22 protein-coding genes are annotated in these 21,059 nt (G+C 45.0%); 5 read left to right on the forward strand and 17 right to left on the reverse strand.

Features of this window, described 5'->3' with window-relative positions; translation table 11 throughout:
- Positions 1-3: 3 nt before the first annotated feature.
- The 5 genes from MHH86_RS22110 to MHH86_RS22130 all read right to left on the reverse strand — a co-directional run bounded on the left by MHH86_RS22110 (position 4) and on the right by MHH86_RS22130 (position 5,098).
- Positions 4-1,953 (reverse strand): FtsX-like permease family protein, encoded by a 1,950-nt coding sequence (locus MHH86_RS22110; RefSeq protein WP_036682977.1) that lies wholly within the window; start codon positions 1,951-1,953, stop codon positions 4-6.
- Positions 1,928-2,698 (reverse strand): ABC transporter ATP-binding protein, encoded by a 771-nt coding sequence (locus MHH86_RS22115; RefSeq protein WP_036682980.1) that lies wholly within the window; start codon positions 2,696-2,698, stop codon positions 1,928-1,930. The genes MHH86_RS22110 and MHH86_RS22115 overlap by 26 nt, the downstream gene beginning before the upstream one ends.
- An 85-nt stretch (positions 2,699-2,783) precedes the next feature.
- A complete protein-coding gene (locus MHH86_RS22120; RefSeq protein ID WP_036682982.1) occupies positions 2,784-3,791 on the reverse strand; it encodes a sensor histidine kinase in 1,008 nt (335 codons plus the stop codon).
- Complete coding sequence (locus tag MHH86_RS22125; RefSeq protein ID WP_036682984.1) at positions 3,788-4,489, reverse strand: response regulator transcription factor; 702 nt, start codon at positions 4,487-4,489, stop codon at positions 3,788-3,790. The genes MHH86_RS22120 and MHH86_RS22125 overlap by 4 nt, the downstream gene beginning before the upstream one ends.
- A 162-nt stretch (positions 4,490-4,651) precedes the next feature.
- A complete protein-coding gene (locus MHH86_RS22130; RefSeq protein ID WP_036683209.1) occupies positions 4,652-5,098 on the reverse strand; it encodes an NlpC/P60 family protein in 447 nt (148 codons plus the stop codon).
- A gap of 424 nt (positions 5,099-5,522) precedes the next feature.
- On the opposite strand from MHH86_RS22130, the gene MHH86_RS22135 reads away from it, so the two are divergent.
- Positions 5,523-6,470 (forward strand): hypothetical protein, encoded by a 948-nt coding sequence (locus MHH86_RS22135; RefSeq protein ID WP_340892279.1) that lies wholly within the window; start codon positions 5,523-5,525, stop codon positions 6,468-6,470.
- 539 nt (positions 6,471-7,009) lie between these two features.
- Here MHH86_RS22135 and MHH86_RS22140 read toward each other — a convergent pair.
- On the reverse strand, positions 7,010-7,804 hold the full coding sequence (locus tag MHH86_RS22140) for a TIGR00266 family protein (RefSeq protein WP_038572584.1): 795 nt from the start codon (positions 7,802-7,804) through the stop codon (positions 7,010-7,012).
- Between the two features lie 302 nt (positions 7,805-8,106).
- Between MHH86_RS22140 and MHH86_RS22145 the strand changes: the two genes are divergently transcribed.
- Positions 8,107-9,003, forward strand: coding sequence for a rhodanese-related sulfurtransferase (locus tag MHH86_RS22145; RefSeq protein WP_036682991.1), 897 nt, complete (start codon positions 8,107-8,109; stop codon positions 9,001-9,003).
- A gap of 253 nt (positions 9,004-9,256) precedes the next feature.
- Here MHH86_RS22145 and MHH86_RS22150 read toward each other — a convergent pair whose 3' ends face one another.
- From MHH86_RS22150 to MHH86_RS22170, 5 genes are all read right to left on the reverse strand, one after another.
- Positions 9,257-9,928: a YitT family protein gene (locus tag MHH86_RS22150; RefSeq protein WP_036682994.1), complete on the reverse strand. Its 672-nt coding sequence runs from the start codon at positions 9,926-9,928 to the stop codon at positions 9,257-9,259.
- Positions 9,929-10,243: 315 nt separating this feature from the next.
- Positions 10,244-10,744: a Crp/Fnr family transcriptional regulator gene (locus tag MHH86_RS22155; RefSeq protein WP_036682996.1), complete on the reverse strand. Its 501-nt coding sequence runs from the start codon at positions 10,742-10,744 to the stop codon at positions 10,244-10,246.
- Between the two features lie 176 nt (positions 10,745-10,920).
- Positions 10,921-12,849: a fructose-specific PTS transporter subunit EIIC gene (locus MHH86_RS22160; RefSeq protein ID WP_036682998.1), complete on the reverse strand. Its 1,929-nt coding sequence runs from the start codon at positions 12,847-12,849 to the stop codon at positions 10,921-10,923.
- 38 nt (positions 12,850-12,887) lie between these two features.
- Complete coding sequence (gene pfkB / locus MHH86_RS22165; protein ID WP_036683000.1) at positions 12,888-13,799, reverse strand: 1-phosphofructokinase; 912 nt, start codon at positions 13,797-13,799, stop codon at positions 12,888-12,890.
- A gap of 117 nt (positions 13,800-13,916) precedes the next feature.
- Positions 13,917-14,681, reverse strand: a complete 765-nt coding sequence (locus MHH86_RS22170) for a DeoR/GlpR family DNA-binding transcription regulator (protein WP_305953507.1) — start codon at positions 14,679-14,681, stop codon at positions 13,917-13,919.
- A gap of 251 nt (positions 14,682-14,932) precedes the next feature.
- Between MHH86_RS22170 and MHH86_RS22175 the strand changes: the two genes are divergently transcribed.
- Together MHH86_RS22175 and MHH86_RS22180 are read left to right on the forward strand one after the other, a co-directional pair.
- Positions 14,933-15,205 (forward strand): hypothetical protein, encoded by a 273-nt coding sequence (locus MHH86_RS22175; protein WP_036683002.1) that lies wholly within the window; start codon positions 14,933-14,935, stop codon positions 15,203-15,205.
- Positions 15,206-15,396: 191 nt separating this feature from the next.
- Positions 15,397-16,506, forward strand: a complete 1,110-nt coding sequence (locus MHH86_RS22180) for an AI-2E family transporter (protein WP_036683003.1) — start codon at positions 15,397-15,399, stop codon at positions 16,504-16,506.
- 110 nt (positions 16,507-16,616) lie between these two features.
- On the opposite strand, the gene MHH86_RS22185 is transcribed toward MHH86_RS22180, so the two are convergent.
- The 3 genes from MHH86_RS22185 to MHH86_RS22195 are packed head-to-tail and all read right to left on the reverse strand — an operon-like array spanning position 16,617 to position 18,429.
- Entirely contained in the window at positions 16,617-17,021 is a 405-nt protein-coding gene (locus tag MHH86_RS22185) for a hypothetical protein (RefSeq protein WP_036683006.1), read from the reverse strand.
- Positions 17,022-17,051: 30 nt separating this feature from the next.
- The gene (ung, locus tag MHH86_RS22190) at positions 17,052-17,720 is read right to left on the reverse strand and encodes a uracil-DNA glycosylase (protein ID WP_036683009.1); all 669 of its coding nucleotides are present in this window, start codon (positions 17,718-17,720) and stop codon (positions 17,052-17,054) included.
- A gap of 43 nt (positions 17,721-17,763) precedes the next feature.
- The gene (locus MHH86_RS22195; RefSeq protein WP_036683011.1) at positions 17,764-18,429 is read right to left on the reverse strand and encodes a ribonuclease H family protein; all 666 of its coding nucleotides are present in this window, start codon (positions 18,427-18,429) and stop codon (positions 17,764-17,766) included.
- 208 nt (positions 18,430-18,637) lie between these two features.
- On the opposite strand from MHH86_RS22195, the gene MHH86_RS22200 reads away from it, so the two are divergent.
- Positions 18,638-19,231, forward strand: coding sequence for a hypothetical protein (locus MHH86_RS22200; protein ID WP_342479425.1), 594 nt, complete (start codon positions 18,638-18,640; stop codon positions 19,229-19,231).
- 65 nt (positions 19,232-19,296) lie between these two features.
- Here the strand turns inward: MHH86_RS22200 and MHH86_RS22205 are convergent, their stop codons facing one another.
- The 3 genes from MHH86_RS22205 to MHH86_RS22215 are packed head-to-tail and all read right to left on the reverse strand — an operon-like array spanning position 19,297 to position 20,983.
- Positions 19,297-19,671 carry a DJ-1/PfpI family protein gene (locus tag MHH86_RS22205; protein ID WP_235219485.1) on the reverse strand — a complete coding sequence of 125 codons (375 nt, stop codon included), beginning with the start codon at positions 19,669-19,671 and terminating at the stop codon, positions 19,297-19,299.
- A 23-nt stretch (positions 19,672-19,694) separates the two neighbouring features.
- Positions 19,695-19,868 carry a DJ-1/PfpI family protein gene (locus tag MHH86_RS22210; protein WP_235219486.1) on the reverse strand — a complete coding sequence of 58 codons (174 nt, stop codon included), beginning with the start codon at positions 19,866-19,868 and terminating at the stop codon, positions 19,695-19,697.
- The gene (locus MHH86_RS22215) at positions 19,865-20,983 is read right to left on the reverse strand and encodes a hypothetical protein (RefSeq protein WP_036683017.1); all 1,119 of its coding nucleotides are present in this window, start codon (positions 20,981-20,983) and stop codon (positions 19,865-19,867) included. Before MHH86_RS22215 ends, MHH86_RS22210 begins: the two co-directional genes overlap by 4 nt.
- Positions 20,984-21,059 lie beyond the last annotated feature (76 nt).

Here is a 21,059-nt window from a genome sequence, read left to right on the forward strand (position 1 = left end):
TTCTCATATCAAGTTCTTCTTCAGGTTGCGTAAATAGCGGCTGCGAATAAAAAAGAAGTATAGTCCTTGAACAGCCAAATATCCGAGTAACACCGCGCCTGTCTCCGTTGCGATAGATAAGTAGAACAACCGTTGAAGCGCAATAAAGGCAAACACGCTGTGTAAAATAGCTATTCCGACCGGCACAAAAAACAATAGAGCGAGCTGAACTGTGACTATTCGATTGAGTTCTTTATCCGTAAGCCCCATCTTGGACAAAGTGGAATATTGATTGCGATCATGATCAAGATCGGTATATAACCGGAAGTAAAGAAAGCTGCCTGCCGCGATAAAAAAGACAGTACCCACCAGCAATGAAGCAAAAAGCATTGTGTTATACAATGTTTTCTGAAGCTCAAACAGCGTGCCGCTGATCACAATCGCATACGGAGAATCACTTTCATAGGACTGTTTGCCTTTATGGGCAAGATCATCTGCGATACCTACCGTCTGTGGAAAATCCTCTACATAAAAACCTGTATAAAGATCCGTCTGCACGGGATCAATAGCGCTGTAGAGCTCATCACTGATCACGACACCACTAAAATCCCCGCCATCTCTACCATCCAGCTCCGGCAATAAATATTCAGCAATGGGGACTTGCGCGGTATAACCTATTTCTTTAATGGCAAGTCCTTGCTGCAAGGAATAGACCACTTTTACTCTGCCTTCTGTTAAACTGCGATCCCGCTGTGAACCAATCATCACCAGACCTTCATTGCCCACCAGAGCACGCTCAGCCGTTGTGAAACCTGCACGTTGCAGGGCGAGATTATAATCACTAAAAGCAATCAAGGGAAGGCGTAAAGTGCGATCGGGTCCAGTCTGAGCTTCGACCTCAGCATATTTAATCGGGATACTAAGCGCTTCATAAGGGAGTCCGTGCGTCTTGAGCTCTTTCTTAATTTCGTTCAGATGCTGATCAAAGGGTACATCCGCCTGATTTCCTTTAGCTACATAACCCACTGCTGCAGGATAATCCAATTTCAGCTCTCTGGAAAGTGTATGTATCGATGCAAATACCCCTACTGAAGTGAAGGAGACTGCGGATACAATCGTCACCATAAAAAACATTCGGCCATTCTCTTTCCAGCGGTAGGACAAGCCCGATAAAGTGATGATATTCGTACGATGCCAATACAAGCGCCGAATGTCCTTAAGCAGCTTAACCACACAAATACTTAGCTGGGTATAAAAGAGATACGTCCCGATAACCGTAATCGCAACGACCGGAAACATGACTTTCTCTACGGAAGCAGCTTTTGCAGTAGCCGCCATATAATAACCACTGATCAGCAGTACAGCAGAGATAAATGACAATATAAACGATACTTTGGGTTCTTCTTCTGCCTTACGTTCTCCCTGAAACAGACGCATCAGTGACTCATTGCCGATAAAAACAAAGGTGCAAAGCGATATCAGAAAAAACAATAACACGAAGCTGCAGATCGTAAGCACAAGTGCCTGCCATGGGAGATGAAAGGTTAACAGGGGAATTCCCAAAAAAGTGGATCCGATCATCAGGAATAATTTGCCCAGAAGTAACCCGAGAAGGGTACCCGTCAGGATGGCAGAGGTGCCGATCATCATATTTTCCAGAAAAACCATGGTGTTTAGCTGTCTCTTCGTCATTCCATGCATCAATAAAATTCCGAACTCCATCTTCCGCGACTGCAGGAAGGATCCAACGGATACGAGCACGAACAAAGAACAAAAGACATAAATAATTGCCTCTGCCACCATCATCGTATGAGCCGCCGTACTATAAATTAGGCTCTTTGAAATATCCGGATGGTAAATAAACAAAGCGCACACGAAAAAGATCATCACCGAAAAAGCACTGACGACAAAATAAGCGGCATATTTGCGTTTATTACGTGTTACATTCCTATAAGCGAATTGCCGAAAGGTCATGGCTGGTTCCCCCAAGCAGAGACAGCATATCAATAATACTTTGGAAGAAAGCGCCTCTATTACTCCCTTTGTACATTTCACTATAGAAACGTCCGTCTTTAATAAAGATGACCCGGTTGCAAAAGCTCGCAGCCACTGCATCATGCGTGACCATCAGCACCGTAGCTCCTTCTTCCTTATTCACCTCTGTCAACATATTCATGACTTCCCCTGAGGCTTTGGAATCCAGATTGCCTGTGGGCTCATCCGCCAAAATTAACGCTGGACGATGAATCATCGCCCGGGCGATAGCCGCCCGCTGCATTTGTCCGCCTGAGACCTCATACGTGCGCTTCTTCAGTAAATGTTCGATACCAAGCAAGGTAGTGACCTCTTTTAGCCTGCTCTCCATCTCTGGGACACGGGCACCTGCAAGCGTTAAAGGTAATACGATGTTCTCCTCTACAGTGAGCGTATCCAGTAGATTAAAATGCTGAAAGACGAAGCCTAGCTCATGACGGCGAAAAAGTGCCTTTTCTTTTCTGCTAAGCAGATTAGGATCTCGGCCGTTGATCAGAATCTGACCGGAGGTCGGTTGGTCGATGGTGGCAATCGTGTTGAGCAGCGTTGTTTTCCCACTCCCTGATGGGCCCATTATGCCAACGAACTCCCCCTTTTCTACAGAAAAGCGGATATGATTCAGCGCCTGAGTGGACACTTTACCCTCATATATTTTTGATAAATTATGAACATCTAGAATGGGCAAGTGTTACCTCTCCTTCTTTCGACTGGATTGCCTTCATTATACAAAGTGTACACATGGGCTGCTATTTCTGAAACTTACAATGCCCTTACACATTTGTAAGGTTTGTTATATGCTGCTCCCTAAATACAATCCGCACGGTGGTCCCGCTTCCTTCTTCGGAACGGATACTCACCTCATGTCCAAGCTTGCCGCAGATCTGCTTCACGAGATATAAACCCATCCCCGTAGATTCCTGGAAGGTTCGTCCATTCACCCCGGTAAAATATGCATCGAACACGCGCGGCAGATCTCCTGCTGGTATGCCCACTCCTTCATCCCGGATCTCAAGCACAGTCTGCTTATCTTCCGTGACCATCCCTTGAAAAAAAACATGTTTGCCCTCTTCAGTCGTATAACGTACAGCGTTCGTAATCAGCTGCGTAAGGACAAAAGTGAGCCATTTTTCATCCGTAGTTACGGTAATCTGCTCATCTATTTGTATAGCTGGAAAAACTCTTTTTCGAATAAAAAGCCGCTTCTGCTCAGAGGTCACACCACGCACGATTGTCTCCAAATTCAGCCGTTCCACATAGAAATCGTGTTCAAAAGTATCCAGACGGGCCGTATAAAGCACGGTATCCAGTCCTTTTTTCAGACGATCCAGTTCATCACCAATTGCCGTAAAAGGAGGGCCATCCTTATCCTGAATGATCAGATGAATGACAGACAACGGCGTCTTCATGCCATGTACCCATTGATTAATAAAGTGAATATGTTCTTCTAATTTGTGGCGGTAGCTGTGCAAATCATTTTTGTAGAGGCGGAATTGCGACCCCAGTAAACCTCGCAAGCTTACGGCTAGCGGAGAATCCTGTGCAGGGCCACCTGCCTCATCGAGAGAGGAGGGCGTAGTCTCCAAACGTTCATAGAACGTGCGATTGGTGACATAACGGTAAGCGAGGTAGCCAATCAGTAGACAAGTGCTGAGCAGCGCGGCATATAAACTTACATTCAGACCGCTGCCTCCATCCAGCCGATATACTAATGTGATCAGGACTAGCTGGGCTAGATAAACCACGATCAGGGGGAACTGTTCCCGTAAAAACAACTTCATTCCTCATCCCCCCAATTCGGAATCAAACGGTAGCCTTGACCGCGCACGGTTTGTAGTCCATCTGTGATAGCGAGAGCAGCAAGTTTTTTGCGTACACGGGTAACATATACATTTAATGTATTTTCATCCACGAAGGCTTGATCATCCCAGATTTTTTCGAGCAGCCTGTCCCGGGTAACGATGACTCCGGACTTTTGCATCAGCTCATCTAGTATTTTGGCTTCCGTGTGGCTTAAGTCCACTTTAGCTTCGCCTCGGGTAAGGATTAGCCGCTCTACATCCAGCGTCATTCCCGCAACGTTCAGTGTGCGTTCATTATTCCCTCCGGCATAGGTGCCGTAGGCGCGCCGCAGCTGACTTTTGATTTTGGCCATCGCGATTTCGTAATCAAAAGGCTTAGTGATATAATCGTCGGCTCCATTTTCCAGCGCCATTACTTGGTCCATTTTGCCATCGCGGGCAGATATAAAAAGAATAGGGCAGGTTGAAATTCCGCGAATTTGGCGGCACCAATAATAACCATCGTATTTTGGTAAATTAACATCAAGGAGCACCAGATGTGGCGCGAACGCCTCAAACTGAGTGCGGACCCGCTCAAAATCACTCACCGCCTGCGTATCATATCCAAACTTATGTAAATAATCCTGCAGCAAAGCCACAAGTCCACGGTCATCTTCTATAATAAATATTTTAAACATATCATACCTCCGGTCCAGCCTTAACAATATAAGGGGGTCTGCCAAATAATATATACACCGTGCATAGGGTTAGTCAAATCAGAAGGAAGAAAAAAGAACCCATGAAGCACCTATTTACGGCACCTTCTAGGTTCTTGGATAAGTTAGGTTTGAGGATATCAACTAGTCCCATTGTTTCTTCTGAATCCCGGCAAGAACTCGCTCTACAGGTGCCCAGCCGATAAGTTCTGGTTGGCTCCAGCCTGGAGCAGCTTGCAGATGGCAAATTTCCATGTAGTGATCTATCCTTACTTTATCCCAGGCATGAATGGCCTCGCCATTCCCAAGGGCCAAAGCTACATGCCCCCAATCCTTAAGCTCACCGTCCACCAAACCTGAGCAAGCATAAAAAATAAACGCGCCAGCTGGCGGAGCCCCGGTGTTCTTGTGCGCATCGTACAGCTCAGCGGATTCACGTGCATCGCTGCCTCCCCACATTTCGATCCCATTGCTTCTTTCATATGCATCTTCAACAAAAGCAAGACAACGCAGCGGATACTCCTGCGACCCCAGCCGCTCTTTAGCCCAACTAATAGCATTCTCAATTTCCTTGCCAAATTCCACGTCCATTACCAATATACATTCCTCCAAAGTACGATTTAGTGTTGAACACATCATACCTGAACCAGCTACTCATGAACTGGTATTATATAGTTATTAATTAAACTATCCCAATCCTACCTGAGTGGTCATCTACTTCGGCCAACCATTACTTACAAAAACATAAAAAACCGTAAATGAGCATAGCCCATTACGGCTTTATCAAACTATAAATTGGTTTAAGATTACAGTAGTGGTGGTGGCAGCGGTGGCAGTGGTGGTAGCGAGGTAGCGGTGGCAGCGATAACGGTAGTGGAGGACAATTTAGAGTTGATATTGCAGACGCCGAACGGTGATATCCCATCGAACATAAGTAACTTATTGCTTGTTGAAGTAACTTATCTGTGGATATATAGCGCTTATAGAGATGTATACGCTCGATCGGCTCTATTCTATGGGATTATACCGCTCCTTTGGCCGCAACTACTCCATCCGCTCCATTCTACGGGATTTATACCGTACATTTGACCGTATACGCTCGATCGCCTCTATTCTACGGGATTTATACCGTTCATTTGGCCATATACGCTCCATCGACTCCATTCTACGGGATTTATACCGTACATCTGGCTATATGTGCTCCATCGGCTCCATTCTACGGGATTTATACCGTACATTTGGCTATATACGCTCGATTGGCTCTATTCTTTATACCGTACATTTGGCTATAGGTGCTCGATCGCCTCTATTCTGCGGGATTTATACCGCTCATCTGACCGTATACGCTCGATCGGCTCTATTCTACGGCATTTATCCCGTTCATTTGACTGTAGGTGCTCCATCGGCTCCATTCTACGGGATTTATACCGTTCATATAGCCGTAGGTGCTCCGTCGGCTCCATTCTGCGGGATTTATACCGTTCATTTGGCTATAGGTGCTCCGTCAGCTCCATTCTACGGGATTTGTGCCGCTCTTTTGGCTATATGTGCTCCATCGGCTCCATTCTACGGGATTTATACCGTTCATATAGCCGTAGGTGCTCCGTCGGCTCCATTCTGCGGGATTTATACCGTACATTTGGATATATGTGCTCCATCGGCTCCATTCTACGGGATTTATACCGTTCATTTGGCTATAGGTGCTCCGTCGGCTCCATTCTACGGGATTTATACCGTTCATTTGGCTATATGTGCTCAATCGGCTCCATTCTACGGGATTTATACCGTACATTTGGCTATAGGTGCTCGATCGGCTCTATTCTACGGGATTTATACCGTTCATTTGGCAGTATCGAGTAAATCAAAGGCACTTTTACCCTTCTTTCGCGTCACACTAGCTCATTCGAGCAAATCAAAGGTACTTTCGCCCTTCTTTCGTGCCACACTAGCTAATTCGAAGTAAATCAAGGGCAATTTTGCCCTTCTTTCGCGCGATACTAAACCTTTACAGCAAAACAAGGGCATTTCTGCCCTTGTTTCACCATCCCAATATAGCACCACCGCTGAAACGATGCGTCCTCTTGTAATGTTGTATACCTCGTATGCTCCACATTTCGTACGCTCTTTGCTACATATGTTCAGCAATTCCACGCTCACTCCACATTTCGTACGCTCTTTGCCTCATATGCTCACTATTTCCACGCTCACTCCACATTTCGCGCGCTCTTTGCCTCATATACTCAGTATTTCCACGCTCACTCCACATTTCGTACGTTCTTTGCTTCATATGCTTTCCACGCTCACCATATTCCGCGCGCTCTTTGCCTCATATGTTCAGCATTTCCACGCTCACTCCACATTCCGTGCGCTCTTTGCCTCATATGCTCAACAATTCCACGCTCACTCCACATTTCGTACGCTCTTTGCTTCATATGCTTTCCACGCTCACTCCACATTCCATATATCCTCTACTCCCACGCTATGCGCTTCGCTCACGCAGACTTATCTGCCATCCAGCAAATTACCAAGCCCACCAAGCACGCTTCCTTCTTCTTTCCGACCGCTGTTGCCGGCAGCGGACAGGATGCGATCGGCCATTCGGCTGAATGGCAGCGATTGTACCCACACCTTGCCGGGTCCGCGCAACGTTGCGAAGAACAGGCCTTCACCGCCGAACAGCGCGGTTTTGACCCCTTTTACAAACTCAATATTGTAATCCACCGAAGACGTCATAGCGACTAGACAGCCAGTGTCCAGCTTAAGCGTCTCTCCCGGTTGAAGTGTGCGTTCCATAACATAACCGCCAGAGTGTACAAATGAAAGTCCATCACCCTCCAGCTTTTGCATAATAAAACCTTCCCCACCAAAAAAGCCAGTACCCAGCTTACGCTGAAATTCAATACCGATTGAAACGCCCTTTGCCGCGCAAAGGAACGAATCCTTTTGACAGATGATTTTTCCACCGTATTGCTGCAAGTCGAGCGGGATGATTTTGCCTGGGTACGGAGCAGCAAAGGTAACACTTTTACGCCCATAAGAACCACTGTGTGTGAAGACAGTCATAAACAAGCTTTCACCTGTCAACAGACGTTTGCCCGCGCCCATCAGCTTCCCCATCAAGCCACTTCCACGCGAGCCTCCGCTGCCGTCACCAAATATCGTCTCCATTGTTATTTCCTGATCCATCATCATGAAGCTCCCGGCTTCGGCAATTACACTCTCTCCTGGGTCAAGCTGCACCTCTACACACTGTATTTCCTCACCCATAATGGCATAATCAATCTCATGAGCACTCATCCCGCAGTTCCTCCTTATAATTAAAGTCATCATGTGACTTATGAATGAAAATATATACGTGCGTTGCGATTCACGGTTTCGCTAATCATAACTATCCATGAAAACCGCCTATATCCTGCAGAAAAAATCAACCAGAGGTTCTGGCTGACCTTAATCCTGGTATCCCTGAAAAATGATATTTATACCAGCTTTCTTCAGGTTACTGTACCACATCTCTTGTCAATACTTGATAATATGTTACAATACTTTTTATACTTAAATGTTTATTTAGTAGTCTAATTCTAATGATAAAGGTGAAATGAATGAATCCACAATCGGAATATGCAATTCTGCTATACTATAAATTTGTAAAAGTGCCGGATGCAGAACTATTCGCCCAGGAGCATTTGGCTTACTGCAAAGAGCTTGATGTAAAGGGACGAATTCTCATTTCTGATGAAGGCATTAACGGAACACTATCAGGTACGGTTGCCCAAACCGAACAATACATGAAGGATTTGCGCGCAAACCCTCTGTTTAGCGATATCGTCTTCAAGATCGATGAGGCTGATGCTCATGCCTTCAAAAAGATCTTCGTTCGTTATAAAAAGGAACTCGTGACGTTCCGGGTCGAGGATGAACTGGACCCTAACGTGATTACCGGAGAGCATCTGGCACCTAAAGATTTCTACGAAATGATGCAGCGCGACGATGTGGTGATTCTGGATGGTCGTACCGGCTACGAATTCGATCTTGGTCATTTCCGCGGCTCCATCCGCCCCGAAGTAGACAGCTTCAAAGAATTCCCGGACTGGATTCGCGAGAATATGAGCGACCTTAAGGATAAACCAATCCTGACCTACTGTACAGGCGGGATCCGCTGCGAGAAATTAAGCGGGTTTATGATGAAGGAAGGCTTTGAGCAGGTGTACCAGTTGGATGGCGGCATTGTGACTTATGGTAAAGACCCTGAGGTACAGGGCCAACTGTTTGATGGAAAATGTTATGTCTTCGATGAGCGGATCTCCGTACAGATTAATCATACCGACGAGGATATCGTTGTCGGACGTTGCCATCACTGCGGTCAGCCAGCTGACCAATTTATCAATTGCGCCAATGATGCTTGTCATCTTCAGCATATTTGCTGTGAGGACTGTGAAACACAGCACAGTGGTCATTGTTCGGACGAATGCGAAGCTATCACGAATACCGTGGGCTAAATAAAAGACAAGCTGGTCGCAAATGTCTCTACACGATTCAAAGACGAGCACAAGTGAGTCTTAAGTTAACTAAAAGGTGGCGTGCAGGATTTTCACTGTACGCCATCTTTTGTTATGAGCGAAACGTCCGAACAACGCCCCTAGGACTGCACCCTTTAAAATACGTCATATCCAACAAAAAAAAGTCAACCAGAAATTCTGGCTGACCTTAAATGTAGTATATCCCCGAAATAAGCTGTTTATACAGCCTTATTCACATTACCGTACCATCATGAGGTTTACGCAAAGTAGATTGAATCTTTGGCGACTTCACTAGCTTTGGTTTGCCTAAAGAGGTTGTAAAGGTGATCACATAGCCGGCTACGACTACTGCCATCACTGTATACATCGTTTCTTTAACAGGCATATAAAAGAGTGATAGTGCCAGAACGATTACATCCATCATGATGAATACCGTACCTACTTTGATTCCCTTCCATTCACTAACCAGCAGCGACAAAATATCGTCTCCACCGCTAGCCCCGCCACTCCGCAGGATAATTCCCGCTCCTAAACCTGTCAGTACGCCGGACAAAAGAGCTGCTAATGCCAAATTGTCCTGCAAGTTGATGACCAAACCGGAATAACGTTCCATGAGACCATAGAAGATTGTAAAAGCTCCTACAGAAACAAAAGTGTTGCACACGAACGCTTTCCCTTTGAACATCCATGCTATCAAGAGTACTGGAACGTCTAGAAGCAGAGTTGAAATCGAAGGTGAAATTCCTAATACATATTTGCCAAGCAGCGATAATCCTACGAATCCGCCCTCTGACAAATGATTCTGAAAATTGATGTGATAATAAGTAAATGCAAGCAAAAATGTTCCAAACAAAATGACTGTCAATCGGAGCAGTACATTCACTCCGTAATTGTGGTTCCTCATACAGGTCTCCCCTTATCGTATATGGCGGCTAGACGTCCCACCAACCTCTACGACGGGTAAAACCGGAGGTATCGCTCCTTCGCATATATATACTCCTTCCCCTCGCAGAGGCGGTTCGTCAAGTAACAACGGTTTACGCACCTTCTACAGGGAAGCTAAGTATAAGACAGATCATAACGTTTCCAAATCGTCCTTTGGGGAATCGTCCTTCGGGGACACATGGTATCCTGATCCTTTCTCTAATTTGATAAGTTCTGTTTACATTATACCACGGAGCCACCCTACTCTAAACAGTTTGCCAGAAAAAAGCAGGAATCACTCTGTACTCCGCAGCAAACGGTTGATTGTTTCACGTCTTACACCGATCAATTGCCCTATTTCTTCCTGGGTCAATAACTCTGTTAGCGCTGCGCCATGAGAATAGTCATTAAACCAGCGGGTTAGCAATTCCATACGTTCTGCAGGTGTACCTACAGTAAGATGATCCAGCCGTGTCTGCATAAACCGTACCTTCTCCTGAAGCAGTCTGGCGATTTCCATCGCTTGACCAGGATCATCCCGCAGCTGTTGATACCATTCTGCTGATGGAACTGCCTCCACCTCGCTCTTCATCATCGCAACTGCCGTTCCATGCGCCTCCTTTGGCGAAATGAGTGAATGATGGGGAACCATCTCACCAGGATACAGGATGTTAAATAACACCATGTTCCCATTCTCATGAAGTCTTGTGACCTTGAACAGCCCGCTTTTTACCTTAAATAAAAAATCACAGCTGTCTCCTTGGCGGAACAAGACTTCCCCCTTATGTAATATCATCTCGCTCGCTCCTTTTCCTTCTGATTATATATATTTTCAATTATATAAAATTAAACCTCATTTATGGAGATAAATCTACCTATGGGCGAGGAAAGGGGTAGATTAAAGTCCATGCAAAAACTGCTGGACACCAGAATGAAAATTCTGGCACCCAGCAGTTCAATTTACTTATAAAGTTACTTTGCTTCAAGCGGTTTCTTCCATAATCCGAGCATCAATCCGGAGATGACCGAACCGATCAGAACAGCCAACAGGAACAACAGCGCGTGGCTTGAAAGGGCAGCTACAAAGATCCCGCCATGCGGAGCAGGCACGTTGATATTCCAAAGTTGTGTAAGACCTCCAGCAACGGCCGAACCAAGAATACAAGAGGTTAGGACACGAAGTGGGTCGGCTGCGGCGAATGGAATGGCCCCTTCCGTAATGAACGACAAGCCCAGCACATAGTTCGTTAAGCCTGATTTACGTTCTTCTTCCGTGAATTTATTCTTAAAGAAAGTAGAAGCCAGTGCTATTGCAAGTGGAGGCACCATCCCCCCGGCCATTACAGCAGCCATCATGAAGCCGTTGGTATTGCCACTGGTAGTGAATACACCGATGGCAAAAGTATAAGCAGCTTTATTGAAAGGTCCACCCATATCTATGGCCATCATGCCACCGAGAACCAGGCCCAGAATAACAGCATTAACAGTTCCAAGATCATTAAGCCAATCAATCAGTCCTACATTGATCCAGCTAAAGACCGGATCGAACAGGTAATACATCAATCCACCGGTAATTAGAAGCCCGAATACCGGGTATAACAGGATCGGCTTCAGTCCGTCAAGTGTTTTAGGCAGACCTGCAAATACTTTACGTAGTCCGATAATTACATAACCCGCCAAGAAACCAGCAGCCAGCCCGCCGAGGAACCCAGCGTTGGAATTCAAGGCCATGTAGCCCCCAACCATACCTGGCATCAGAGCCGGACGATCACCAATGCTAAGCGCTATAAATCCAGCAAGGACTGGAATTAGGAAATGGAAGGCACCATCTCCGCCACCGATTGTCTGCAGTAACTGGAACAGCGGATGATCTGCTCCACCTACTTGTTCAATCAGGAAGGAGATTGCTAGCAGAATACCGCCACCGACTACAAACGGAAGCATGTGGGAGATCCCATTCATTAAGTCCTTATATATTTTACTGCCGATACTGCCAGATTTCTCTTTAGACCCTTCGTCATTGCCACCGCGACCTTCATTGTGATAGATCGGCGCTTCCCCATTCATAGCTTTACGAATAAGCTCTTCCGACTTACGGATGCCATCACTTACCGGTCTTTGCAGTACAGGTTTACCGTCAAAACGGGCCATTTCCACCTTTTTATCAGCTGCAACAATTACACCGCTTGCACGCCGAATCTCATCAGGGGTGAGTACGTTTTTGGCCCCTTCTGAACCATTCGTCTCTACACGGATATTAACTCCCATTTCTAGAGCTTTTTTCTTAAGGGCATCTTCAGCCATAAAAGTGTGCGCAATGCCTGTAGGACAAGCAGTTACAGCTACGACAAAAGCTTGGGAATCCGGGTTGCCCACGATTACACGTTCAGGCTCTGACTTTGCGGCAGTTTCAGCAGCTTCGTTCTCTTTCTCCTTAGCTTCGCCTTCCGCCTGCTTGGCATCAAACAAAGCTGATACCTCATCCGGAGTCTGAGTATTCATAAGCTGTTCAATGAACTCGCTATCGATCAGTAGTCTGGACAATGAGGCCAGTGTACGAAGATGCACATTGCCTGCTCCTTCTGGAGCGGCAATCATAAAGAAGATACGTGCTGGCTCATCATCAAGGGATTCAAACTCCACTCCCTTTGCGCTCTTAGCAAATACAACCGTCGCTTCATTTACCGCTTTAGTCTTAGCGTGCGGCATCGCGATACCGCCACCAATCCCAGTACTGGATTGCTCTTCGCGCTTCAGAATCATCTCTTTAAAAAGGATCGGATCATTAATTCGGCCACTAGCAGCAAGACTTGCAATCAATTCATCAATTGCAGCTTCCTTAGTTGTAGCTTTTAGATCCATGATCATAGTTTCTTTTATCATTAAATCCGTTATTTTCATCATGTTCAACTCCCTTAAGTACTTTGAATGCTGTCGGCTTACACTTCTGAGATTTGGATCAGCGGTCTCAGCTGTTCAATGAATTCTCTGTCCGCTAAATCATCAGAGAATGCGGTTGCACTGCCCGAGGCAACGCCTGCACGGAACGCCTCCAACAAGTCTCCTGTCAAAGACAGTGTCCCTACAAAACCAGCGATCATGGAATCCCCTGCACCTACAGAATTTTTCACTTTACCTTTTGGTGCGTTGGCGTGGTATACCCCTTGCTCCGTAATGAACAAAGCCCCTTCACCCGCCATGGAAACCAGTACATGTTTCGCTCCTGAATCCAGCAGCTTGCGTCCATAAGTAATAATCTCTTCCCTCGTGTCTATTGTTACGCCGAATAGCTCTGCAAGCTCATGATGGTTCGGTTTAACCAGCAATGGCTGATACGCCAGCGCTTTTTGAAGTGCAGCACCAGTAGTGTCAATGACGAATTCCGCTCCACTCTGTTTGCACACAGATATAAGCTTGTCATAGAAATCTGCACCCAGTGATGGGGGAACGCTTCCCGACAAAATCACTACATCCTCCGCGTTCAGAGCAGCCAGCTTTTGCAATAGTGCGTCGGCTTCCGGAACAAGAATGGCGGGTCCAACACCGTTAATCTCCGTTTCTTCTCCATGCTTGAGCTTGATGTTAATCCGCGTATCATCAGAAACAAACACGAAATCGCTTGAAATTGATTCTTCGTGTAACCAATCCTCAATATATCGGCCGGTGAAGCCGCCAAGGAATCCCATAGCCTTATTCTGAACCCCAAGCTGTTTAAGCACTCGGGATACGTTAATCCCCTTCCCTCCGGGAAGCTTCAAATCACGTTTCATCCGGTTCAAGTCACCCAGTCTCAAATCTTCCACTTCCACGATATAATCAATGGAAGGATTAAGCGTTACAGTATAGATCATGATTATCCCTCAATTATGTTGGTTTTCTAAGCCATAGATTACCGATCAAAAATACGGCATCTGTAATTTCTCCAAACGATCACACGGTAATTCATAATTGCTTATCCTATATAGAATTTATACCAGCGTGAAATCCACACCCAATTGCGTGATCTCACGGATGAATTTGTCAGACGCTCCTGAATCTATAATGCAATGATCCATTTCCGTCACATCAGCAACCTTGCTAAAGGATACCTGCCCCAGCTTACTGTGATCTGCCAGTAGAATAACTTGCTTGGCGACTGCGATCATTTTGCGTTTTGTAGCTGCCTCTAACATGTTCGGGGTTGTGATGCCTTCCCGCAAATCCAGTCCATTAGTAGCAAGAAAAGTTTTATCCACTCTCACCATATCTAAGGAACGTTCTGTCATCGGTCCAACAAAAGCCATCGTATCCGGGCGAAGCATACCACCTGTAATTGAGACTTCGATATTGCGGCAATCCCGCAGCTCATTCAGCGCCATAATCGAGTTCGTAATGACTTTGATATTCGAAAAGTTCTTCAGCTCTCTGGCAATCTGCAGTGTTGTTGTTCCTGCATCAAGCAGTATAGCGTCACCCTCCTGAATCATCTCCACTGCTTTGCGGGCAATCCGTTGCTTCTCATCCAATAAATGATCTTCCTTATCAGGATAAGCCGCCTCAAAATTGACACTCTGCAAGGAAACTGCTCCGCCATGAGTACGCTTTAATAGCTTGGCTTCTTCCAGCTCCTTCAGATCACGGCGCACAGTAGACTCGGATACGCCCATTTCCTGACTTAGCTCCTGTACAGAAGCTCTTGAGTTTTTTTCCACAAAAAGCACGATTTTTTGTTTTCTCTCTTCCTCAAACATCATCGTGGCTCGCTCCTTTATGTGAGAGCGCGACCTGTACAATTCCTTGCGCTCATCTATGAATTTTCTTGACCGTTAATTGATTATATGTGACCGTTATTGATCGTTTGTGCTCGTTTATGATTTTAACGGCGTTTTCATCCTATGTAAAGTGCTAAAAAGAGACAGTGCAAAATTACATCCCAATTGCCTATCTCATATACGGCATTTATAACATATTAATAATACATACCGGGAAAAGCGGGTGATCAGAAATGGCCAATGGAAGAAACCGTGGGAGAAATAACGGTAACAGCAATGCTAATAAGAATGGGACCACCAATAACACTAATCCAGTGGAATCCGCAGAACTTAGCGCTGAGGATTATGAGATCATCGCAGCTGGACTTGTAGCATTAGGTGAGATTTTTTCCTTTTTATCTCTTGTTAAAGCAAGACAAGTTACCAAAGAAACTGGAGGCGAGGAGGTAGTTCCTGAAATCTTCACTTTATCCACTAGAAAATCTCATAAACGAAAATCAAGATAATCCACGAAAAAAGCAGCGAAGTAGTGATATACCCTTGTTATATTGCGATCTTTTTACTTGGCGTAACCTTTGTAACTAGAACCTCTATATGGGTATGCCAAGAACTACCTATAAGGAATTACCCGCTTTTGAATCAATACTTGTAAATTAGGGTTATTAAACTACATAGATATAAATTTGAATTTTGGGGGATGTTTTTATTGCCACAACAGAAGTATTTTCGGACAAGCCTTGCTATTATCGCCTTTTTACTGATTTTGTACTTAGGCTCCAAAGTAATGTTTCTCTTCGCGCCACTAGGTGCCATTTTCAAATTATTACTTGTTCCCATGATGTTATCAGGGTTTATGTACTACCTGCTGCGTCCGTTAGTAAGAATCCTAGAGAAAAGAAAATTAAACCGGGCGTTCTCCATCCTGCTCATTTATTTTCTGATTGCGGGCTTGTTCGTTCTCTTCTGGATTCTAGTCTGGCCGACACTGCAAGAACAAATTCAGAACTTTATTGATAACACTCCCTACCTCGTGCAAGGTTTGCAGGATCAGTTCAATGCATTGAGGGAGAATCCGACACTGTCACGTTTTTTCAAAGGGGATTCTGACGTCGCGGCCCGTTTATCAGAATTTCTTAGCGATACTATTACCTGGGTTACCAATTCCATGTCCAATTTGATTGGCGTTGTTTCCAGCATTGTAGTGTTAATCGCCACTTTGCCCATCATTCTGTACTACATGCTAAAAGATGACTATAAGCTATCGCCTAAACTTCAAGGCTTAATTCCGAGAAAATATCGGAAGGAAGGCCAAGAGATGCTTGGAGATATCGACAGCGCATTAAGCAGCTTCATCGTCACACGTGTGGTGCTAAATGTCGTACTCGGTATTATGTTATATATAGGATTCCTTATCATCGGACTGCCTTACTCCCTGTTACTCGCCGTAATTTCAGTGCCTCTTAACTTCATTCCATATGTGGGTTCATTCTTAGCAGCGATTCCGGTAATAATAGTAGGTTTCATTGAATCACCGACGATGGCCATATGGTCTCTAGTCATAATTTTCATTGCCCAGCAGATCCAGGATAATGTACTCTCACCGATTATTTACGGAAAATCATTGGATGTTCATCCACTGACTACGGTCATCCTTGTCCTTATAGGTGGAGACTTCTACGGTATTATCGGAGTTCTTATTGCGCTCCCTGTTTATATGATTATAAAAATTGTTTTCCTGCGCGTGTATGAGATTATTATTGCAGACCGTAAAGATGAAGCTGAGCCTATCAAAAAAGAGGAGCTATAACGGTTGTGATCTACTTCGTGAACGGGCGGAGCTTAACTATAAAATAAAAAAGGGTACGTCTCCAATCACTCGGAGTCGTACCCTTTTTTATTCTTTACAGGTTCCTGAAATCACCCTCGTAAAGAACGAACTACAAAGATGTGATTGCCCTTCATCAGGTTTTGGCCGTTCTGAAGTGTAACTGAACCTTTCGTATGTGAGGTAATAATCGTATTAAAGGCAATAAGCTGATCCTCTTTCCAGACGCTGACCGCCGATTTAAAATACACTGCATTGTCAAATTGCTGCCGATCCCTCATCACATAACCCACGGAATGGAGAACTGGAGGCAGCGCTCTTTCTTTTGGAGCCAGAGCCTTAATAACAACAATATCCCGAAACGGCACAGCAATTTCCTGATGGCCAATGACCGCCACCGATGCGGAAAGGTCCCATTTGCGCAGGATTCCCTTCATAATGGTATAAGGTTTCTCTCCGCAGTACATTATAACGGGTTTACCTACCCAATGCTTCATAGCTACCTCCCCTTCGCATCACTCCATAAATTATAAGTCCGGAATGAACCAATCTATTCCTTCCATACCCTGCGACTCTAGAAATTGATTGGCCTTCGAGAACGGACGACTGCCAAAGAATCCACGATGCGACGAGAGAGGGCTTGGATGAGGTGATTGCAGCACCTTATGCCGGCTTTGGTCGATGAAAGCACCTTTTTTCTGCGCATGACTCCCCCATAATATAAATACCATGGGCGTAGTTCTTTCATTCAGCTTTTGCATTATGGTGTCTGTGAATGTCTCCCAGCCCAGACCTTTATGTGAACCCGCCTCACCCTCACGTACCGTCAGTACGGTGTTCAGCAACAACACTCCCTGCTCTGCTAAGTGCAATAAAGAGCCGTGGTTCGGAACAGGCACACCGACGTCCTCCTTCAGCTCTGCATAAATATTGCGCAGTGACGGAGGGATACGTACCCCCGGATTGACAGAGAAGCTTAGTCCGTGAGCTTGTCCGGGACCATGATAAGGATCTTGACCTAAAATAACTACACGAGTCTCCTTATAAGGCGTTAGTTTTAATGCTGTGAACAATAATTCTTTTGGCGGATAAACGGTATGTTCCTTATATTCTTCTGTTAGTACATCCATTAATTTTAAAAAATAAGGCTTTTGCATTTCATCCTGCAATACCTCATCCCAATCGTTGCCAAACATCCCCAAACTCCTCCTTTAACCGAAACCATAGCGATATAGTTTTTTATTTCCGACCATAATCCGCTTTGATCTCGCCCCACTCTTTTGTGTGCCACTTGAGCACCTTATTGTCATATGTATTGGTTTGCAACCAACGCTCTGCCCGATCAATAAGCACCCAAATTTCCTCTGTTGAAGAATCGCGCGGCAAGGTTGTTGCCACCTTCTTCTGCTTCACCCACTTCATTGCATTTACAGAATCACTGTAAACCGTTTTATCGCTTCCCTCTTTCTTCAACAACGCCAAGGCATGGACAATCGCTAAAAATTCACCTAAATTATTAGTGCCCTTTTTGATCGGACCACAGGAGAAAATGATATCTCCCGTTTGTGTATCTACACCCTTATATTCAACAGGCCCCGGATTACCACGAGTCCCCACATCTACTGAAATACTGTTGTAATCAATCTCCTCAGAGTTCTCTACTGTAGCACTGCGTTTAAAAGAACTTGTCCCCTTAGACTTTGCTGCACCAGCTGCACCAGCTGCCCCTGTTCCCCAATTCCCCTTCCAGCCCGCTTTATATGCCGCATCAGCTGCTGCTTTGGATTCATAGGATTTATATTTTGCACCGGTATAATGATCTGTCTGTGCCTGGCATTCTGCCCAAGTGCTATAGACTCCCGGTTGTTTACCTTCCCAGACTACATAATATTTCTGCTTGGCCATGGATAATGCTCCTTTTCTACTGCCTGTACTTATTGTAATCCATATTGCTCGTGAATTCATCGGATAAATCACATTTTTCAGGTCATACTATACGCCAGAGATGTCCAGGCCTATATTACCATTTGTAGATTGATTGGTAAATTACTAACTAATCACTCTATAGTAAGCTCGAAGGATATCAGTACAATTACTTAGGGAGGTTATACAGATGAGAAAGATAGCAAGTGTTGCTGCGGTATTTGCTTTTGTGTTAATGGTCGGATGTGGAAATGCAACAGATAATGCTAATAATGCTACTGCAACAAGCACTCCTGAGAACACAAATAACGCGGGTACCACTAATAATGCAGGCACCGCTAATAATCAAAATAACACCACAGATGCTGTAACCTCAGCTTCCGTAGTAGATAATGAAGAAGCCTTCAAACGCGCCATCAGTCCAGAGGGAACCTGGATTGCTGCCACACTTAAAGACTTAACCTTCACCGAAGATCTCGTCGTGGATGGAGAATTCATGAATAAAGAGGAACCCGCCAGAAGAATTGCTCTATACACACAAGATGCGGATCACAACATCACCAACTCCTTCAAACTGACTGCTCCAAAATTGACCATCAAGAGTAAAAACGCCCGTATTCAAGGCGGCACTTTTATTGGAGATGTATACGTAGAAGCGGATGGTTTTACCCTGGTGAACGCAACCGTTGAAGGCAATGTCTACTTCGCAAACGATCAATATAAATCCACCTTTAATTCATCCGATCAAGGAAAAGTAACTGGTGTTACAGAAGTGAAAAAATAAGCTTCAACCCCAAAAAGGTGATCTGAAGTCGTTAAGACTTGAGACCACCTTTTTTATATACATTTTTATTCTTGATAAAAACCATCTTTGAAAAAATTGTACCATCCCTCGACGGTTTCGATTGGGAAACCCTCTAACTTCTTCATAACTTCCCTTGCAAATTCTAAAGCAGCCGTACCATTAGCAGTAATGATATGTTCACTCGAAACTGCCTGTTTTTCTATATAATTTGCATCTCCTTTATAATTAGGAGCGTTTTGTTTTAAATAATCCAATGAATTTCCGGTATGCGGTATGTTGTCTAAATAGCCATGTTCAGCCAAAAAAGTTGTAGCGTCACATATAGCGGCAATAGGTACACTCTCCTGCAAACATTTTTCAATCACTGGAGTAATAGCTGAATTATCTTTCCAGCCTGTGCCACCAATTAAAATTAACATTTCATACTGAACAGGTAAACTGTCTAAGTATAGTCAGGTACAACAGTAAATCCACCCATAGATTTGACATTGTCGCTAGTTAAAGCAACTGTGCTTACTTTAAATTCACTCTCCGGCTTATTTAGTTCGGCACTAATATATCCGCTTTCCCAATCAGCGTAGCCATTGGATAGAAACATCAAAACTTCTTTTTTCATATATTAGCACTCCCTTTAAGTTCTAACGTCACTTCCGCCACTTCTCGCCCATTTACCAGCAGCACAATCCGGTGCTCTCCTGGATAATGACGCCGAGTTGTTAAATCAGCCCAACGATGTGTCCGTTTACCTGACAGAATTCTACCTCCAGGTACGGTCTTATCCGATAACAAAAAAGATTTACGAGAGGTTCGACCTGCCGCTTTCACGAAATAGATTCCGTATTCAATCCGAATCCGTGCCGGAGCTCCCTCACGAACTTGAAGCTTATACTGTAATTCAGAGCTTTCGCCAATGGTCAGGATAGAAGGTTCCAATAGAATTGAAGCACTCGTTATAAGTGGAGTAGCTTCGTCTGTCTGCTCTGCGTATCCGAATAAAGCCATAATCTCTGGCTCAGCTTTACGAATCAAAGAACGGCAGCCGTGCCGCACAATCCAGTCTGTATCGGGATGTGTTCCCTTCCAGCGCCGAGCGGTATCGAGCACCACTTCCGGATGATCCTTCGCAATATCATTCAAATTATTAGCGACACTTTTACGTACATACAGGGATGTATCCGCCTTAAGCTGCTCAAGTACAGGTAATACCGGAGCCGGGTCAAGCTTGAACATGGGGAGCGCCTGTCCCCAAGGCAGACGAGGCCGACAGCCTTCACTAGCCAGCCTACGTACATGCTCATCAGGGTGCTTCGCCCATATCTGCATTTGAGCCATCATCCGCTCTGGTTCCCGCAAAAGAAACGGCCTAACTGCAAATTCAGCCGATGATTTCGCTGTGAATCTTTCCAGCGCCTGCATAGACAACGCCCAATGTTCGTCTCCTTGGCCATATACCTCAACGAAATCCGGAAAAATTAAATACGGAAATCCTACACATTCCTCAGCAATGGCGAATAGGATAGCCAGCGCTTCCTCATAAGGAAGCTGTAAGTGGCTGCCCAACGTCTCGGTGATCCGCCGCATTCTTGCCTTCAGCTCAAGCGTATCCCACGGTTCAGTCATGGCTGAGCTTACAAATGCCTCAGTATCGAAGACACTATGTACGCCACGAATCTTTTCGCCGAACTCACGCAGAAATTGTTCATTGTACATTGCTTTTAAAGGTTCAGCCATTCGATAATCCCTCATTTTCATCTTTAGATCAGCAAACGTGATTCTGTCAGGAAATCGTAGCACACCCAATTTGACA

Source organism: Paenibacillus sp. FSL F4-0097 (assembly GCF_038593125.1).
Classification (GTDB): Bacteria; Bacillota; Bacilli; order Paenibacillales; family Paenibacillaceae; genus Paenibacillus_AQ; species Paenibacillus_AQ odorifer.

Excerpts from the sequence above, each read along its gene's own strand:
- MHH86_RS22215 (WP_036683017.1), bottom strand. The coding sequence starts at position 20,983 with ATGGCTGAACCTTTAAAAGCAATGTACAATGAACAATTTCTGCGTGAG.
- MHH86_RS22140 (WP_038572584.1), bottom strand. The coding sequence starts at position 7,804 with ATGAGTGCTCATGAGATTGATTATGCCATTATGGGTGAGGAAATACAG.
- MHH86_RS22200 (WP_342479425.1), top strand. The coding sequence starts at position 18,638 with ATGAGAAAGATAGCAAGTGTTGCTGCGGTATTTGCTTTTGTGTTAATG.
- MHH86_RS22135 (WP_340892279.1), top strand. The coding sequence starts at position 5,523 with ATGGGATTATACCGCTCCTTTGGCCGCAACTACTCCATCCGCTCCATT.
- MHH86_RS22150 (WP_036682994.1), bottom strand. The coding sequence starts at position 9,928 with ATGAGGAACCACAATTACGGAGTGAATGTACTGCTCCGATTGACAGTC.
- MHH86_RS22110 (WP_036682977.1), bottom strand. The coding sequence starts at position 1,953 with ATGACCTTTCGGCAATTCGCTTATAGGAATGTAACACGTAATAAACGC.
- MHH86_RS22185 (WP_036683006.1), bottom strand. The coding sequence starts at position 17,021 with ATGAAGCATTGGGTAGGTAAACCCGTTATAATGTACTGCGGAGAGAAA.
- MHH86_RS22125 (WP_036682984.1), bottom strand. The coding sequence starts at position 4,489 with ATGTTTAAAATATTTATTATAGAAGATGACCGTGGACTTGTGGCTTTG.
- ung (WP_036683009.1), bottom strand. The coding sequence starts at position 17,720 with ATGTTTGGCAACGATTGGGATGAGGTATTGCAGGATGAAATGCAAAAG.
- MHH86_RS22170 (WP_305953507.1), bottom strand. The coding sequence starts at position 14,681 with ATGATGTTTGAGGAAGAGAGAAAACAAAAAATCGTGCTTTTTGTGGAA.
- pfkB (WP_036683000.1), bottom strand. The coding sequence starts at position 13,799 with ATGATCTATACTGTAACGCTTAATCCTTCCATTGATTATATCGTGGAA.
- MHH86_RS22160 (WP_036682998.1), bottom strand. The coding sequence starts at position 12,849 with ATGAAAATAACGGATTTAATGATAAAAGAAACTATGATCATGGATCTA.
- MHH86_RS22130 (WP_036683209.1), bottom strand. The coding sequence starts at position 5,098 with ATGGACGTGGAATTTGGCAAGGAAATTGAGAATGCTATTAGTTGGGCT.
- MHH86_RS22120 (WP_036682982.1), bottom strand. The coding sequence starts at position 3,791 with ATGAAGTTGTTTTTACGGGAACAGTTCCCCCTGATCGTGGTTTATCTA.
- MHH86_RS22175 (WP_036683002.1), top strand. The coding sequence starts at position 14,933 with ATGGCCAATGGAAGAAACCGTGGGAGAAATAACGGTAACAGCAATGCT.
- MHH86_RS22155 (WP_036682996.1), bottom strand. The coding sequence starts at position 10,744 with ATGATATTACATAAGGGGGAAGTCTTGTTCCGCCAAGGAGACAGCTGT.
- MHH86_RS22210 (WP_235219486.1), bottom strand. The coding sequence starts at position 19,868 with ATGAAAAAAGAAGTTTTGATGTTTCTATCCAATGGCTACGCTGATTGG.
- MHH86_RS22205 (WP_235219485.1), bottom strand. The coding sequence starts at position 19,671 with ATGTTAATTTTAATTGGTGGCACAGGCTGGAAAGATAATTCAGCTATT.
- MHH86_RS22180 (WP_036683003.1), top strand. The coding sequence starts at position 15,397 with ATGTTTTTATTGCCACAACAGAAGTATTTTCGGACAAGCCTTGCTATT.
- MHH86_RS22195 (WP_036683011.1), bottom strand. The coding sequence starts at position 18,429 with ATGGCCAAGCAGAAATATTATGTAGTCTGGGAAGGTAAACAACCGGGA.
- MHH86_RS22145 (WP_036682991.1), top strand. The coding sequence starts at position 8,107 with ATGAATCCACAATCGGAATATGCAATTCTGCTATACTATAAATTTGTA.